The sequence below is a fragment of the Brevibacillus sp. RS1.1 genome (assembly GCF_013284365.1).
Lineage (GTDB): Bacteria > Bacillota > Bacilli > Brevibacillales > Brevibacillaceae > Brevibacillus > Brevibacillus brevis_D.
On sequence record NZ_JABSVA010000002.1, the window covers coordinates 923,607 to 937,997 of the forward strand.

Annotated in this window: 18 protein-coding genes; 5 read left to right on the plus strand and 13 right to left on the minus strand. The window is 45.5% G+C overall.

Annotated elements, in window-relative coordinates:
• The first annotated feature begins 18 nt into the window (after positions 1–18).
• From HP570_RS09850 to HP570_RS09865, 4 genes are all read left to right on the plus strand, one after another.
• Entirely contained in the window at positions 19–597 is a 579-nt protein-coding gene (locus tag HP570_RS09850) for a sigma-70 family RNA polymerase sigma factor (protein WP_173625606.1), read from the plus strand.
• Positions 587–1,573 (plus strand): hypothetical protein, encoded by a 987-nt coding sequence (locus tag HP570_RS09855; protein WP_173625607.1) that lies wholly within the window; start codon positions 587–589, stop codon positions 1,571–1,573. The genes HP570_RS09850 and HP570_RS09855 overlap by 11 nt, the downstream gene beginning before the upstream one ends.
• 248 nt (positions 1,574–1,821) lie before the next feature.
• Complete coding sequence (locus tag HP570_RS09860) at positions 1,822–2,178, plus strand: DUF2512 family protein (RefSeq protein ID WP_012684941.1); 357 nt, start codon at positions 1,822–1,824, stop codon at positions 2,176–2,178.
• Positions 2,179–2,300: 122 nt separating this feature from the next.
• Positions 2,301–2,819: a DUF3231 family protein gene (locus tag HP570_RS09865; RefSeq protein WP_064201751.1), complete on the plus strand. Its 519-nt coding sequence runs from the start codon at positions 2,301–2,303 to the stop codon at positions 2,817–2,819.
• 75 nt (positions 2,820–2,894) lie between these two features.
• Here HP570_RS09865 and HP570_RS09870 read toward each other — a convergent pair whose 3' ends face one another.
• From HP570_RS09870 to HP570_RS09920, 11 genes are all read right to left on the minus strand, one after another.
• Positions 2,895–3,821, minus strand: a complete 927-nt coding sequence (locus tag HP570_RS09870; protein WP_173625608.1) for an ADP-ribosylglycohydrolase family protein — start codon at positions 3,819–3,821, stop codon at positions 2,895–2,897.
• A gap of 37 nt (positions 3,822–3,858) precedes the next feature.
• Positions 3,859–4,056 carry a hypothetical protein gene (locus HP570_RS09875; RefSeq protein ID WP_231850565.1) on the minus strand — a complete coding sequence of 66 codons (198 nt, stop codon included), beginning with the start codon at positions 4,054–4,056 and terminating at the stop codon, positions 3,859–3,861.
• A gap of 96 nt (positions 4,057–4,152) precedes the next feature.
• Complete coding sequence (locus tag HP570_RS09880) at positions 4,153–4,443, minus strand: DUF3817 domain-containing protein (protein WP_012684937.1); 291 nt, start codon at positions 4,441–4,443, stop codon at positions 4,153–4,155.
• Positions 4,444–4,539: 96 nt separating this feature from the next.
• Positions 4,540–5,067, minus strand: coding sequence for a PadR family transcriptional regulator (locus HP570_RS09885; protein WP_173625609.1), 528 nt, complete (start codon positions 5,065–5,067; stop codon positions 4,540–4,542).
• A 12-nt stretch (positions 5,068–5,079) separates the two neighbouring features.
• Positions 5,080–6,597, minus strand: coding sequence for an MDR family MFS transporter (locus HP570_RS09890; protein ID WP_173625610.1), 1,518 nt, complete (start codon positions 6,595–6,597; stop codon positions 5,080–5,082).
• A 110-nt stretch (positions 6,598–6,707) separates the two neighbouring features.
• The gene (locus HP570_RS09895; protein ID WP_173625611.1) at positions 6,708–7,361 is read right to left on the minus strand and encodes a hypothetical protein; all 654 of its coding nucleotides are present in this window, start codon (positions 7,359–7,361) and stop codon (positions 6,708–6,710) included.
• Between the two features lie 183 nt (positions 7,362–7,544).
• A complete protein-coding gene (locus tag HP570_RS09900; protein ID WP_064201744.1) occupies positions 7,545–8,228 on the minus strand; it encodes an FHA domain-containing protein in 684 nt (227 codons plus the stop codon).
• 27 nt (positions 8,229–8,255) lie between these two features.
• Positions 8,256–9,170, minus strand: coding sequence for a BBI family class A beta-lactamase (gene blaBBI / locus HP570_RS09905; protein ID WP_173625612.1), 915 nt, complete (start codon positions 9,168–9,170; stop codon positions 8,256–8,258).
• Positions 9,171–9,385: 215 nt separating this feature from the next.
• Positions 9,386–9,784, minus strand: coding sequence for a penicillinase repressor BlaI (blaI, locus tag HP570_RS09910; RefSeq protein ID WP_173625613.1), 399 nt, complete (start codon positions 9,782–9,784; stop codon positions 9,386–9,388).
• 43 nt (positions 9,785–9,827) lie between these two features.
• Complete coding sequence (locus HP570_RS09915) at positions 9,828–11,597, minus strand: BlaR1 family beta-lactam sensor/signal transducer (RefSeq protein WP_173625614.1); 1,770 nt, start codon at positions 11,595–11,597, stop codon at positions 9,828–9,830.
• Positions 11,598–11,822: 225 nt separating this feature from the next.
• Complete coding sequence (locus HP570_RS09920) at positions 11,823–12,392, minus strand: FAD-dependent oxidoreductase (RefSeq protein ID WP_173625615.1); 570 nt, start codon at positions 12,390–12,392, stop codon at positions 11,823–11,825.
• 211 nt (positions 12,393–12,603) lie between these two features.
• On the opposite strand from HP570_RS09920, the gene HP570_RS09925 reads away from it, so the two are divergent.
• Positions 12,604–13,089 carry a hypothetical protein gene (locus tag HP570_RS09925; RefSeq protein ID WP_254495158.1) on the plus strand — a complete coding sequence of 162 codons (486 nt, stop codon included), beginning with the start codon at positions 12,604–12,606 and terminating at the stop codon, positions 13,087–13,089.
• A 58-nt stretch (positions 13,090–13,147) separates the two neighbouring features.
• Here the strand turns inward: HP570_RS09925 and HP570_RS09930 are convergent, their stop codons facing one another.
• Both HP570_RS09930 and cyoD read right to left on the minus strand, forming a co-directional pair.
• Positions 13,148–13,678 (minus strand): GNAT family N-acetyltransferase, encoded by a 531-nt coding sequence (locus HP570_RS09930; protein WP_173625617.1) that lies wholly within the window; start codon positions 13,676–13,678, stop codon positions 13,148–13,150.
• Positions 13,679–14,072: 394 nt separating this feature from the next.
• Positions 14,073–14,390 carry a cytochrome o ubiquinol oxidase subunit IV gene (gene cyoD / locus HP570_RS09935; RefSeq protein ID WP_012684923.1) on the minus strand — a complete coding sequence of 106 codons (318 nt, stop codon included), beginning with the start codon at positions 14,388–14,390 and terminating at the stop codon, positions 14,073–14,075.
• Between the last annotated feature and the right edge of the window lies 1 nt (position 14,391).

Below are 14,391 nucleotides of genomic sequence, written 5' to 3' on the forward strand. Positions count from 1 at the left end.
CTGAATGGAGGCCGGCCTATGAAAGAGGAAAATGTAAAGCCTTGGCTCATCCGGATGCGCCAAGGAGGGGAAGAAGCTTTTCAAGAAGTCTATCGAGCAACTCGCACGTACGCCTACAATCTGATCTATTTTCTGGCGCCACACAAACAGGATGTAGACGACATGATGAGTGAAGTGTACGTGGAGTTGATTCGAAGCATTGACAGGTACGATGTGGAGCAGCCCTTTATCCCATGGTTCAACGGCTTGATTGTGCGGCAGGTTCGCAACTGGAATCGGAGCATTTGGCGAAGGTTCCGCCTGCTGGAGCGGGTAAAGGAAAAAGGCTACGAAGCACCTGTTGCAGGTATGGAGGATAAGCTGGGGGCGATCAGTGATGAGCTGGAAGTCATTCCTGCCGTAGAGAAATTATCCTTCAAGCTCAAGGAAATCGTCGTACTGCGTTACTATCAGAACTGTTCCTTGGAGGAAATTGCTGCGATTCTTCAAATCCCGCTCGGAACGGTGAAATCGAGACATCACTTGGCAATGAAAAAGTTGAGAGAGCATTTTGAGCATCGAATCAATCCTGAGGAGGCATCTTTTCATGTTCATTGAAAAAAAGCTGAGAAATGAGTATGAGTTGGCAGCAGGGAAGGTCCACATTGATCCTGCATTGGATAGCAAAATCGAACGATTAGCCAAAAAGGAGTTCGCTGGCAAGCCGCGTTTGCACAAAGGGATGCGCTTTCGTCCAAAGCTGGTACATGTTGCAGCAGCGTTCGCCCTGACTACTGGTTTTGGTTATGCGACACACAGCTTGTTGTACAAAATTGATGAAGGCTCTGTCCAAATGGAAGTTCAAGCACGTAAGGATTTTACATTGACACAAATAACCACTAAAGAAATCCGTCTGGAATTGGCAAACGTTGAGAACAAACTGGCAACAGGCGAGACTGCCCTTGTCTACTTCGCAGCGCTTGAAAAAGAGAAGCACCCTCTCTTTCAACAAAACCCCATGATTGGCATCGAAAAGCCGGATGTGGTGAAAGATTGGAAAGCATGGACTGCCGTCCTCAGTGAAGAAGCTTCTCTCTCACATGCCTTGCCACACCAGCTTCCTGACAGCTTTTCCTTCCTTGAAGGCAAACAGGGTACTCCCTACGGTGTCATGATGGGTCAAGAAGGACAGCAGTGGCTGCATGAGCTTCAAGAAGAAAGCAAGGAAACAGGTAAAAATGTCGTATGGAAAGTCGTTCCACAAGCGACTTCTCCTATCCAAGCGTATACCAGTCTGTATGAGAACGAGCAAAAAGAACGTATCTTTGTTACGGTCGAGAAATTCCCGAAAGAACAGCTAGATGTACAATTGAGCACACCAGAAACAACGAAATACGACGCAGTAACTGTCAGCGGAAAAAAAGCGCATTACACGAAAAACGACCAGTTCTTGTTTAGTGAATCCGGTCAGTATCAAGAGCTGTCTTGGTTGGATCAAGATGGAGAGCAACCGATCATGTATCGTATAGCTACCGATTCGCCAACCGTTTCCAAAGAAATGCTGGTCCAGGCTGCAAAAGCAAGCCAGCAGTAACAATATGAAAAGCCAGCCCTCTCTTGCTTTGTATCTGCAAAAGAGGACTGGCTGCTTTTTTGTTTCGTCATAAGGGATTATCCCCGCAGGCGGGCTTCCCTCTGCTACCCCCACTCAAACCGGGGCCAGACAGCATTCGCATAAACCTTGTTGTTTTGTAAAACAGTAAGCATCGAGACACTTATTTTCACATAGGAAAGTGGCTGAAAATCTCTTTGTTTTAAACTGGAAGTAGAGGAGAGTAATAAATGACTCGATTTTTAATCAAGACTGCTGTTAACGGCATTATTGTCGTCGCCTGTTTATGGTTGTTTACAAATGCAACCTGGACATCCGCTATTTTAACAGCACTCGGCTTGACCGTCATTGCTTATCTGATTGGCGATCAATTGATATTGCGTGCAACCAATAATGTTACGGCCACGATTGCAGATGCAGTGATCGCTGCTATTTACTTATGGGCAGTTGCCAGATGGATGAATTGGCCACTAAGTTTTGGCGAGTTGATCATTACGGTAGCCCTTTTAGGTGTGGCTGAATTTGTGTACCATCGCTTTTTGGGGATATACGATCATAATCGTATCAAGAAAGAACCCGGAAAATAATTCTCCTCTTCCTAAAGCGGATAGATCCCGTCCCCCTTGTAAACCTTATCTTTGGGTTACATTACAAAGTTAGGAGAACCCGAATGGATATCAAAACTCTACTGAGTACTGGGAGGACATTAATGGGTATTTTATCAGGCAATCCGCAAAATGAACCGATGCATTATGGCGAGGTTTCTGGAGTATGGATGTATCTGTCAACGACAAAGGGCTTGCTCGCGGGTTATCAAACAGCACTCAACCATACTGGTGATCATGATCTGAAAGGCTTCCTCGAAGACATTACGCGAAGCATGAAACAAGAAGTGGAACAGCTGGATGAATTGCTCAAAGTGAATGGCATTGGGTTGCCACCTACCCCACCGGATCGACCGGTAGCGAATCTGGAAAGTATTCCAGCCGGTGCCCGTATGAATGACCCTGAGATCGCTGCCGGTGTTTCAAGAGACATTGCTGCCGGATTGGTTGCCTGCAGTCAAATCATGGCACAATCCATCCGAGAAGATATCGGAATGCTTTTTGGTCAATACCATGTTGCAAAAGCTCAATTTGGCCTCAGATTGCTCCGCATTTCAAAAGAAAAAGGCTGGTTGGTTCCGCCGCCTCTTCATATACAAACTCCAGAACTTGTCCATGCCTAAACAGGAGGATAAGCACTGCCTGATTGGTAGTGCTTATCGTTTTTTATCTATGTTCGCCTGAGAGAAATTAGGCCGTTAACGGGTAGCTTGCTCGTACAATTTCTGAGCGAACTCCTCCATCAATTCCCGCTTGGCCAACAGCTTAACCATTCGTTGAGGCAAGTCCTCTACTCCATAAAAAGCACCTGCCAATTGACCGTAGACAGCTCCCGTCGTATCCGCATCATCCCCGAGATTTACCGCTAGGAAGAGGCCTTCTTCGAAAGAACTACTGGAATAAAATGCCCAAAGCGCCGCTTCAAGCGAATCGACGACATACCCCGACCCTTTGATCTCTTTTTTAGTTTTCCGTTTATAGGAACCATTTGCGACTCGGGCGATATCAGGATCAAGCGGTTGCTTTTCCCATACACCGGCTAGTGGAGAAAACGAATCAGTGAGCAACTCCTCTTTCGAAATACCCTGTAGAGCCCCCAGAAGTAATGCCCCGAGAAAACGACAGCCATCTACTGCCTTTGCCGTCGCGTGTGTGGTGCGAGAACTTTGCGCACAGTAATCAATGGCGAGCTCTGGTTGTTTGGCATAATAGAGTGCGACTGGTGCTAGCCTCATAATCGAGCCATTCCCTGCCGACATCGGATGATCCGATCCGCTGAATGGATTTTTGGTCTGCTCAAAACGCCACAGCGCTTCTTTGGTGATATTCCCGATATCGAAGCAGTGATCCTTGCAGCTCATATAACCCTCTCGAAACCAGGCTACATATCGGTTCATCTGATCAACCGGATCGAAGCCGTTCTGTGTAATCAAGCTCTCAGCCAGGCACAACGCCATCGACGTATCATCCGTCCATTCTCCCGGCTTTAAATCGAACGGTCCTCCGCCGACCATTTCTGTAAGTGGCTGGAAGGTATCCGGTTTGCGAAATTCTAAAGTAGTGCCGAGTGCATCTCCAACGGCTAATCCTAGCAAACTCCCAGCATAGCGGTCACGCAGTTCCACGCCTATCCACACCTTTTTTCAGAATTATCTGTTCATATCAAACGAAGCATCTGGCAATAACATTTTGACCGACAAATTGTTCGCTCAATTCATCTGTCGCTACCTTTTCTTCTGTGTTCGCAAGCGTGATAATCTGCGGCAAAACCAGCTTGTAACGGTCCTCCATCACGGTTTCAAGAACGTACTGTTCCACTTCGTCCCACAAAAGAATTCCTGCTAAAATTCTGGTCTCCACACAGATCCCCTCCATTTTTTTCTCTTTTGAATATGTACGAAAGACGGGTACAATGACCCGCCTTCTAGTGCCTTACATAATGTGTAATGTGTATACTTACTGCTCTTTTTTCAGGCGTGCATCCAGAACAAAGTTGCCGAATGGCAGTAATGAAGCGATAAAAGCCCCGATCACTTTCAAGAAGGACCACTTATTGGTTATTGTAACATGTGCCAGCGCCAAAATATACAGGACAAAAAACAATCCATGAAGCGAACCGGCAATTTTAACTGCAGCCGGGTAATCCATAAAATACTTAAGCGGCATAGCAATCCCGAGAAGTACCAAATACGAGACGCCTTCGATCAGGCCGATGAGACGGAAGCGTCCGAGGGCAGATTTCATCATGTGCGGGTACCATCCTTGCCATTGAAATTACCACTATTATAAACGAAAAACTATCATAATGTTGAAAATAGTCCAATGTTCATAATAAATTCAAAATCAACGGCCCCATGATTCTTCTCGGATGCGTTCCATCCAGCGCATCTCTGCGTGCAAATGCTCAACGGCACCGATCAGAATCGCTCGTGCTCCCCAGCTAAGCCTCTCTCTTTTTTCCTCCTGGATCGATTCCAACAATCCAGCTAACCGTCTTACTTCCTGGATATTAACTTCCAAGGCCTCATCCATTTTTTGTGGATCACCATACGAAGCAAAAGTCAGAGCCGCGTAGATCGGATTGGTCAGCTGCATCGGTTTTTGCAGTTCTTCCAAGAGAAGCTGTTGGAATTGCTCTTCGCCTTTTGGCGTGATCCCATACATCTTCTTATCTGGGCGGTTAGTCTCACGAATGACTTCTTTGACCTCAATCATCCCGCTCTTTTCCAGTTGGTCGAAGGCATAGTAGAGGGAGCCCTTGGCATATTTCATGTAACAATCCATTCCCCTTGCCTTCACCTGCTGCTGAACCTCATAGGGATGCTTCTCCCCTTCCATCAGCAATCCCAGAACAAGCAATTTTAGACTCATGACGATTCTCCTCTATCCGCGTTCCGGTTTCGGTGCGGTAGGCGATTTCCCCAATGCCCGATCATTTCCCATCAGCAAAATGCATACGAGAGCAAGTGCAGCAGGAACGAGCGCCCACATAAACGTATTCGCAATCGAAGAAGCAAGAATATCAATCATTTTATCCAAAATAGGAGCCGGAATGGATTCGCGCGCTTCTGGTGTCAAAATCGCTCGTGGGTCTGTAATGGCATTCGTCATCCCTTGACCCCCGAAGGCAGAGAACAAGCCGTTTTCAAACGAGTTACGTTGCAAGATCCCAAATACGGTGATCCCCAATGTCATTCCCAATGAACGGGAAAAAGAGTTCGTCGAGCTGGCCGATCCTCTTTGACGCATATCAAAGCCATGAATGGCTGAAATTCCCAAGGTGGAGAAAGAGAAGCCCACGCCAAACCCTGCAATCACCATATAAAGTGTAACGATTGAACGAGAAATCTCAGGCGTCAGTGTACTCAAAAGAAAAATACCTGGGATGAAAAAGACTGCGGACAGAAGCATAATATTACGGAAGCTGGTCTTCGTCGTCAGAAATCCACCTAGCTGGCTACCAGCAACCGAGCCGAGCATCATCGGTGTCAACAGTAATCCGGCATTCGTCGCTGACCCGCCATAGACCCCTTGGATAAAAATCGGCAGGTAAACTGTAGAGATAATGAAAGCAGCTCCATACAACAATGCAACCGCATTTGTCGTGGCAAATAACCGCTTCTTGAACATGGAGAACGAAATAATCGGATCAGATGCCCGCTTCTCGACAAATAGAAAAATCACAAACAACAAGAAAAAGGAAGAGAACAATCCAATAATCTGCATCGAATCCCACGCGTATTGATTGCCGCCCAGCTCAAGTGCAAACATCAGACTCACTACCGCCCCGACCAGCGTAATCGCTCCCCACCAGTCAATACTCTGCTTGCGGTATTCCAGCGACTCCTTGTAATACATCGAGATCAACCAGAGGGAAACAGCACCAATCGGTACATTGATGTAAAAGATCCAATGCCAGCTGACATATTCGGTAATATACGCACCGAGCAAAGGTCCCAATACGCTGGACGTACCGAATACAGCTCCGAAAAGTCCCGTCATCTTTCCACGCTTCTCCGGCGGGAATACGTCAAAAATAATCGTGAAGGCAATCGGCATCAGCGCTCCGCCACCAATCCCTTGAATCGCCCGATAAATGCTCAACTCAACGATGCTGTTTGCCGTCCCACATAAAATAGACCCTAACAAAAATACGATGAGACCAAATACGTAAAAACGTTTTCGCCCATACATATCGGAGAGTTTACCGAATATCGGCATCCCCGCCATCGTAGCGACCATGTACGCTGATGTCACCCAAACAAACTTATCCATGCCGCCCATCTCACCGACAATCGTACCCATAGCCGTCGCGACAATGGTATTGTCCATGGAAGCCATCAGGAGACCTAGCAGTAGCCCCGCTAACACCATATTCACTTTACTTTCTCTTGCAATCATTGCTTCGCCCTCCTGGGTGGTTAAATCAAAATACTATACGTTATTATATTCAAATTTGACTACATATCAAAAAGAAATGCTCCTTTTTCTCGGAGCATTTTTTCGGTTTATTATCGTCCGAACGGTGACGGGCTGAATGGAGATGGCTGCTGGGCTTGATTGCCCTTCCACATTTTATACGCCGCTTCCGACATCGGTTCTACAGTCGGCTTGATCTCTCCAGTGAATGGATTCTTGTTATAGGGCAGGTTAAACGTCCGTGTCCCGTCGCTCTTACGCATCAAAGAACCATCCGACAGCTCCACCCAACTACTTCCTGGTCCTCCATCGTCTACGACATAGAGGCCGTTATCATCCCAAGCCGGATACGTTGGCACTTTTTTTACCGGAGGGCGCGTAGTCTGTTTCTTGACTGGTTTTGTTGAGGTTTTCGTCTTTTGTGTTTTCTTCTTCGGTGTGCTCGTTTTAGCAACTGCTACCGCTTTTGTTTTTGGCTTCCATTCGCTTTGTTTTTGCGCCGACGCTGGGGTAGGTGCTGATACAGCTACAGGCTTTTCAACCGGATAGGCGGAAACGTTAGCAGCGCGCGGGCCTTGATTAGCCAAATCCATAGCAGGCTTGGCAGTACCTGCTTTTTGTGAGACAGATGCTGTTTTTGTATTCGTTCGTCCATCTGTTTTTACCGCGTGAATTAATGTCGGCCACAAATAGGCGTTAAAGCCTAGTAAAGCGACCATCGAAGCAATACCTACGATTTTTTTCATAATAAGGGCTCCTATGACTGAATGATTAGGAAATAGAGCAATGACTTCTGGCCTATATCAAAATTTTAGTCGATTGGAAGAAAAAAGAAAACACCTTACATAAACAAACTCCTTCTCATGTTGGTTTTGAGAAGGAGTTCGTTTTGCAGGAGTTTCTCTCACCTGGATTTTACTTTCACTCATTCAAACATCTAAGCGATATCCATATCGCGGAATCGTCGTGATTTGCTGCCCGTAGTGCCGAAGCTTTTTCCTTAATCGATACACGAGCGCATTGACTTCCACCTGTCCGACATCTGGGACGTTACCCTCATACAGCATTCGCTCTGGCCAAACGGTCAACATAATTTCTTCAAAACTAACGGCCTTGTTCGCCTTTTGGTAGAGAAGCTTCAGCAAATCCATGTCTTTTCCGGTTAAAGGAAGTCTTGTTCCGTCGATACGAACTTCTCGTCTCTCCAAATGAATTTCCAAACCTGGCAAAAGCGACGCATTCTTCGGCTGCGTGAAAGGGAGCTCTACCGTATCATCCAGTCTATTGACCTCTCGTAAAAAGACGAGCTCAGCTACCCCTTTTGACAAGCTTATTTGATCCCCGTGACAAAGAATGTGAGAGGAGTAATGAAGCGGGGTCCCGTTTACCTCTGTGCCATGCTTGCTTTCCAAATCGATAATTTTGTAATCGTTCCCGATCCTTTGAAAGGCTGCATGCATTCTCGAAATGTACGGACTGGAAAAGGTAATGTCCAGTTGAAAACTAGTCCCCCTCCGCCCGATTGTACAGCGATCCTTCGTGAGATATTTGCGCGTGGCAACTTGGCTAGGGTCCCCTTTTTTTACAAGTAAGTATGCACCATTATCTATCATCTGGTGATCACCTCACGTGTTGATCGATTACGGTTTTGCAGCCGTCAGTGCGTCAACAACAATCTTGGTAGCTTCAGCAATGAGCGCATCATCATAAGTAGCATCCTGCTTATCTCTGCTAGACAGCACGGCAATGACAATCGGCTTTTTATTCGGTGGCCATATGATCCCTATATCGTTTCGCGTTCCGTAGCTCGCTGCTCCCGTCTTATCTCCGACAATCCAGTCTTTAGGAACGCCCGCTCGAATCAGCTTGGCTCCCGTCGTGTTGCCTTGCAGCCACTCGATAAGAATCTTCTGCTTGTCAGACGACAGCGCATTCCCTACCGTATAGGCTCGGAGGCTCGTTGCAAGTGCTTTCGGTGTGCTTGTATCGCGAAGATCTTCTGGCTTAGCCTCATTCAGTTCCGTCTCATAGCGCTCGGATTTCGTAACACCATCACCAATCTGTCTCAGAGCTGATTCAAAGCCTTTCGGGCCACCCAATTCTTTGAACAACAGATTTCCGGCTGTGTTGTCGCTATAGCGAACTGCGGCGTCTGCAACCTCGCGAAGAGTCATCCCGGTCGCTACGTGTTTTTCTGTGATCGGTGAATAAGTAACGAGGTCGTCCTTTGTGTAGGTGATGACTTTGTCGAGCTCTTCCAATGGTTTCTGATGCAAGACTGCACCTGCGGCTAAAGCCTTGTACGTAGAGGCAAAAGCGAATCGTTCATCTTCGCGATAAGCAACTGCCAAATCTGTTTCGGTGTCGATCGCATATACGCCGAGCCTCGCACCAAACTGTTTTTCCAGTGCAGCGAACTTTATATCCATTGCAGATGCGGACGTTTCCGTTTTTGCGACAGGCGTTTCAGCAGAAGAGCAACCAGCAAGAGTCAGAAGCGTAAGAAATATTGTTTTCACTGTGAATCCAAACAGTCTCGATGTGTAAACTTTCATGGATGACAAACCTCTTTCTTGGAAAATTAGTTGGAATACTACGTATGTAATACCGTACTACATTTGTAATCAATTGAATTCACAACAATATTACACGCGTAATCCACTAGTGTCAATCTCCTTTTTCTTGCAAAGCTTTTGAAAAAAAAGACGCCCTTTCAAGCAAACTGGATAACCGGAAATGGCTTTTCCAAGTCAGCTTGAAAGGGCGTACTTTATTTTTGGTGAGGATCGGTCGATGATTGTTTCGCATCCAATATGGAACGTAGCTCCTGAATCTCCTCGTCCGATAAGGATTCCTTCTGAATGAACTGAACAAGCATTGATTTTAGAGCTCCGCTGTAAATCCGCTGAAGAAATGACCGTGCCTCAGCATGCTGGCATTCGTTTTGGGAGTACAACGGATAAAATGTATAGACTCTTTGGTTTTGATTGACGCCAACAGCATTTTTTTGAACCAAACGATTCAAAAGAGTACGTACTGTTTTGGGATTCCAATCTGTTTGGCCTTGCAAGGAGGAAATAATTTCGTTGGCCGTCAACGGCGACTTTTCCCATAGTACGTTCATGACTCGCCATTCCGCTTCTGAAATACTTGGCATGGATGTAGACACTGAAGTCTCCCCCTTTCGAAAATAATGACTGTAGGCGCAAAGGCTAGTAGAGACCTCTGGCTTTCAAAATAGACAAGGTTATTTCTGCTGCTTTAGGTCCATTCGCGTCGTCTTCGTTTTGTATATTGGTAGCAAAGAAGTAGGTGCCTTCCTCGTTCTCTACATACCCGACAAACCAACCGTTGACATCTTTTTGATTGACGGTGCCCGTACCTGTTTTCCCGGAAAGAATCGAGCCCGCCTTTTTCGATAACCGGATAGAGTCTTTCACTGTCTGGATATTGTTTTCTTGAAAGCCAAACTCATTCGTATAGAACGCTTTTAGTAATTGTACCTGCTCCACCGGAGAAATCTTCAAGGAAGATTCTATCCAATATTCGCCGATTCCACCAGATGTATTGGAGTTCCCGTAGTTCAATTGTTCCAGAAAAGCTTGAATCATATCCGGGGAGATGTTCTTATCCATCTCTTTGAAATACCAGGTCGTGGAGTTTCGCATCGCTGTAAATAGATCTTGATCCCGGTTCCACTGCTCATATGGATAGTGGATTCCATCCCATTTTAGCAGGGAATCTTCTCTCGAAATCACACCGGTCTCCAGACCAAACAAGGAGAGAAAAACCTTGTAGGTAGAGTTGGGTGAAACTCGTTGAGTACTTCCTGCCTCGTTGTAAATCCGATACTGGTCTGCTTTCAAATCATATAAGACAAAACTACCTTCAAAGCCTCGGAAATAGTTGTCCAAATCCTCGTAAATGGTTCGATCATCTTGAAAATGATAGCGGCTGCGATCGTCAGCTAAAGCGGAGCCAACAAGAACCTGACTGGCAACCAATACGACCACCATGGAAAAAATGACTGTGCTTTTCAACTGCAACAGCTTTGATTCTGCCTTGTGGGACGCGATTTTCTCGATTCGTTTTTTAACTGCCTTCTTGGAGCCATTTAGCTGATTGGCAAAAACGACATTCCCGGCTCCACTTTCTTGATCCAAAAACTTAATGATGGTATGACCATATTCCAAGTAATTTCGCTTGTCTAAAAAGTTCAATACAGCTACATCACAAGCAATTTCACGGTCCATCCTCATTTCCCGAAAAGCCAGCCAAACCAATGGATGGAACCAATACAAAAGCTGATACACGACTGTCACATAGTTCATGAAGATATCATGGTTTTTTTGGTGCATCAGTTCATGCAAAAAGATATACTTCATTTCGTTGATCGACAGCCATTCATCAAAATGACTGGGAAGGACAACATACGTCTTAAAAACGCCAAACGTCATCGGAGATTTGACCTGATTGGATTCAGCTAGCACGATATGCCGCGTTATTTTAACATCCTTCTTGCATTGTTCAAACAGATCGATGACTTCTTGATTGGTGATCACAGATGCTGTCCGCTTGATCTGCTGGATTTTTAACCAGGCTGATATCGTGAAGGAAGCACAAACGATCATCCCGACTACCCATATGCTGACGAAAATCGTAGAAAGGGAGTCTGGTGTATAGCGACTTACCGACAACGATAAATCCTGTACCCAATTCGCATTTTCAAACGTAGGAGCTTGTGCAGCGAACGTCGAACTGCCAGCTTCATTACGCTGTATCATCCCTGAAGCAAAAATATCTCCAAAATCAAAAAAGGATTTCGGGATGAAAACTGGCGTCAAAGAGACCAACAAGAGAAACCACAAATTGTACTTCCATTTAGCTGACAAGTGGGAGCGAAATACTTTTCGAATCAAGAAAATTAGCGTGATCGTGCAGGAAGAAACGATCAAGCTTATCACCACATGATTGACAAACATGCTTCCTGTCTCCCTCCTTACTTATCCAGGATAATCTAGATAAAAATAGAATCCGTATCAATTCTGAGCAGCAGGAACGCTCTGCAACCTGACAGGATTCTTCACGTCGATTCGCACAATTAGCTTCATTATGTCAAAAACGCGATCACGATACAAGCTATCGCCAATTGTAGAAAAAGGAAAACACCTTCTTTACAAAAGTAAGAAGGTGTTTCTTAACCTGATTTAGTTTGTTTTCAAAACATCGTGATCGACGTAACGTTCGCCATTCATTTCGCTGATAACATTGATTGCAACCTTGGCGCCATCACCAGATGTAATAATCGTATGTACGCTTACTCCCGCGCACGTACCTGCTGCCCAAATTCCTTCGATGTTCGTCTTCCCTTGGGCATCGACATCGACAACGGTTTTGATCCGTGGCTCTGTACCTTCTTTGGTTTTTACCCCAATCGCTTCTGCCAAAGTCACGAGCGCTCCAGTTGCAAGTATCACATGCTTTGCCTCAAAGCCGCCTTTTTCCGCTGTCTCTACGAGCAAGCCTTGCTCTGTTTTGGTAATGTTGCTGACTTGATCGGCTACCAGCTCCGCACCGAATTTCGCTGCTTGCTTTTTACCGATCTCAATGAGATCTGGGCCGGAGATTTCCATGATGCCGTAGTGATTTTCCATCCACGCGCGCTTGGTCATGCTTTTGTCATTATCAATCAGCAACGTCTTCTTCCCTGCTTTTGCAGCAAACAACGCTGCACTACCTCCTGCCGGGCCTGCTCCAATAATTACGATATCAAACAAAGAAATCTCTCCCTTCCAAAATAACTTTCATAACATAATTATATACTAAGTATGGTAAACATGGCAATATCTTTGATAAGTTTATGCTGTCTATAAGAAAAATATTTATTATGATAAGGGTAAGAGAATGAAGTTTCAGATAAAGAACATGATCTAAGGAGTGAATCCTATCGAACTTCGAATAGGCTTTGTAATCGGGGAAAAATTGGATTTGAAAAGAATCGACGAGATTTTATACACCCATGAAAACAAACAAGCTGCATCTTGTAAGGTCGTATTAGACTATATGGAGATGGACCCAGATATTTTCTTAAGTCGTCCCTTTTCCTCCACAGAAGAGGTACTCATTAAAGATCCCGAGCTCCTTGAAGCTGAACTTTCCCAGTTGTATGATTTTGTATGGGTTGAAGTATTAGGCGGTATTGAGAGACATGGGCACCCTTCCGTTACTATCTCTGATATAGAATATGAAGGTAAACTCATCCATACGTTAGACAATAGAGTGCTAATCTTCTTACGAGATATCATCATTGACAATCACGGGAGAGAACTTCTTCGGAAAATTTGCCATGTCCCAAAAACATTACAATGGCTCGCTCTACCTAAAAAAGATGGAAAAACTCCACCCCCAGACTATATTCTTGACGAGATGGAGCAATGGGTTCGCAAGTTGATTGCATATAAGGTAGATAAATAAACAGGGAAAGGGCTATCTCAAACGTCTTGTAAACGGACAATGAGATAGCCCTCTTCTTTTACGAAGGTCTCGTAATCCAGAAGCGACGAATGACCAATCCATCGTCATCTGTACATTCTGACTCAAAAACGCCCCCGTTCTTCCGAATCGTTTTCTCCGAAGCAACATTATCATAGTCGCAAATCACCAATACTTCGTTTATACCCAACTCGCTCGTAAAAGGTAGGGCTTGCGCTAAAATTTCCGTCGCATATCCTTTGCGTCTCTCAGATGGCCGGATTCCATATCCGATGTGCCCGCTGTTTTTTCGTAGACGCTCGTTGAGAAGATGCCGAATATTCACCGCCCCCACTATGCGTCGCTCCTCATTCACAAGCCAATACGTCGAATGAGGAACATAGCCATCCGGGAGATTTTCCTCGTTACTTTCACTCTCTAGAAATTCCAGATACGCAGGAAAATCATAGGGCTCCCGATCCACCACCCACGGTACGATAGGCTCTCCACTTTCTTTCCACTCTTCGTAAAAGGAAATATACTCTGCTTGAAGTTCTGCACAAGGCTTCGTTATATAAAGTTGCCCAGCCATCGACTTCACTCCCCTTGCACATTTTGACGTAAAATTCTTTCTATTATAGCTGCAAGATGAGAGTGTTACCAGTTTTCACCTTCTTAAATTACTTCCATTGGTTGACGAAAAGCCGCGTAGGAAGAGGCGCATTTCCAGTCCAAGCGCCTCAGGAGCCCAACTCAGCTTCGGAAAAAATGGCGGGGAATTTCAGCTTCACTTATGGAATACTTCCTCGAAACTTCAACGTTTGAAGCGCTCCCGCCATTTTTTCCGAAGCGGACAGTCAATCCCCCTTGCGGGGCGTAGGCCGAAGCGTAGACTGGAAATGCGCTTCTTCCCTCCACTACCGCCACTTCAAAAACAAAAAAACGCGGCACAAGCAACGAATCGCCTGTGCCACGCTCTTAACTGATTAATATTTGTTAAACAACATGATCCAGAGGGAACCTGCAACGATTGTAATTACAATCACAAGTCCAAGAATCAATGTCTGTACGTTGTAGCGTGGTTTTTCTCCTTCGCGGATGTGCATGAAGAAGACCAACTGAATGACGAACTGCAAGACCGCCATTACCAAGATCGCGATCATGGTCGCTGTTTTACTCAAAATCGAGTTCATGACCAGCACGAGTGGGATAATGGTGAGCACGATCGACAGGATAAAACCGATTACGTACTCTTTCATCGATCCGTGACTATGATGTCCGCCATGGTTTTGATGTTGTGCCACC

What these genes read in the sequence shown, in the direction of transcription:
- blaBBI (WP_173625612.1), bottom strand. Translation starts at nt 9,170, where the DNA reads ATGAAAGTTTACACATCGAGACTGTTTGGATTCACAGTGAAAACAATA.
- HP570_RS09850 (WP_173625606.1), top strand. Translation starts at nt 19, where the DNA reads ATGAAAGAGGAAAATGTAAAGCCTTGGCTCATCCGGATGCGCCAAGGA.
- HP570_RS09890 (WP_173625610.1), bottom strand. Translation starts at nt 6,597, where the DNA reads ATGATTGCAAGAGAAAGTAAAGTGAATATGGTGTTAGCGGGGCTACTG.
- HP570_RS09855 (WP_173625607.1), top strand. Translation starts at nt 587, where the DNA reads ATGTTCATTGAAAAAAAGCTGAGAAATGAGTATGAGTTGGCAGCAGGG.
- HP570_RS09885 (WP_173625609.1), bottom strand. Translation starts at nt 5,067, where the DNA reads ATGAGTCTAAAATTGCTTGTTCTGGGATTGCTGATGGAAGGGGAGAAG.
- HP570_RS09865 (WP_064201751.1), top strand. Translation starts at nt 2,301, where the DNA reads ATGGGTATTTTATCAGGCAATCCGCAAAATGAACCGATGCATTATGGC.
- HP570_RS09880 (WP_012684937.1), bottom strand. Translation starts at nt 4,443, where the DNA reads ATGATGAAATCTGCCCTCGGACGCTTCCGTCTCATCGGCCTGATCGAA.
- HP570_RS09900 (WP_064201744.1), bottom strand. Translation starts at nt 8,228, where the DNA reads ATGATAGATAATGGTGCATACTTACTTGTAAAAAAAGGGGACCCTAGC.
- HP570_RS09895 (WP_173625611.1), bottom strand. Translation starts at nt 7,361, where the DNA reads ATGAAAAAAATCGTAGGTATTGCTTCGATGGTCGCTTTACTAGGCTTT.
- HP570_RS09915 (WP_173625614.1), bottom strand. Translation starts at nt 11,597, where the DNA reads ATGTTTGTCAATCATGTGGTGATAAGCTTGATCGTTTCTTCCTGCACG.
- HP570_RS09930 (WP_173625617.1), bottom strand. Translation starts at nt 13,678, where the DNA reads ATGGCTGGGCAACTTTATATAACGAAGCCTTGTGCAGAACTTCAAGCA.
- HP570_RS09860 (WP_012684941.1), top strand. Translation starts at nt 1,822, where the DNA reads ATGACTCGATTTTTAATCAAGACTGCTGTTAACGGCATTATTGTCGTC.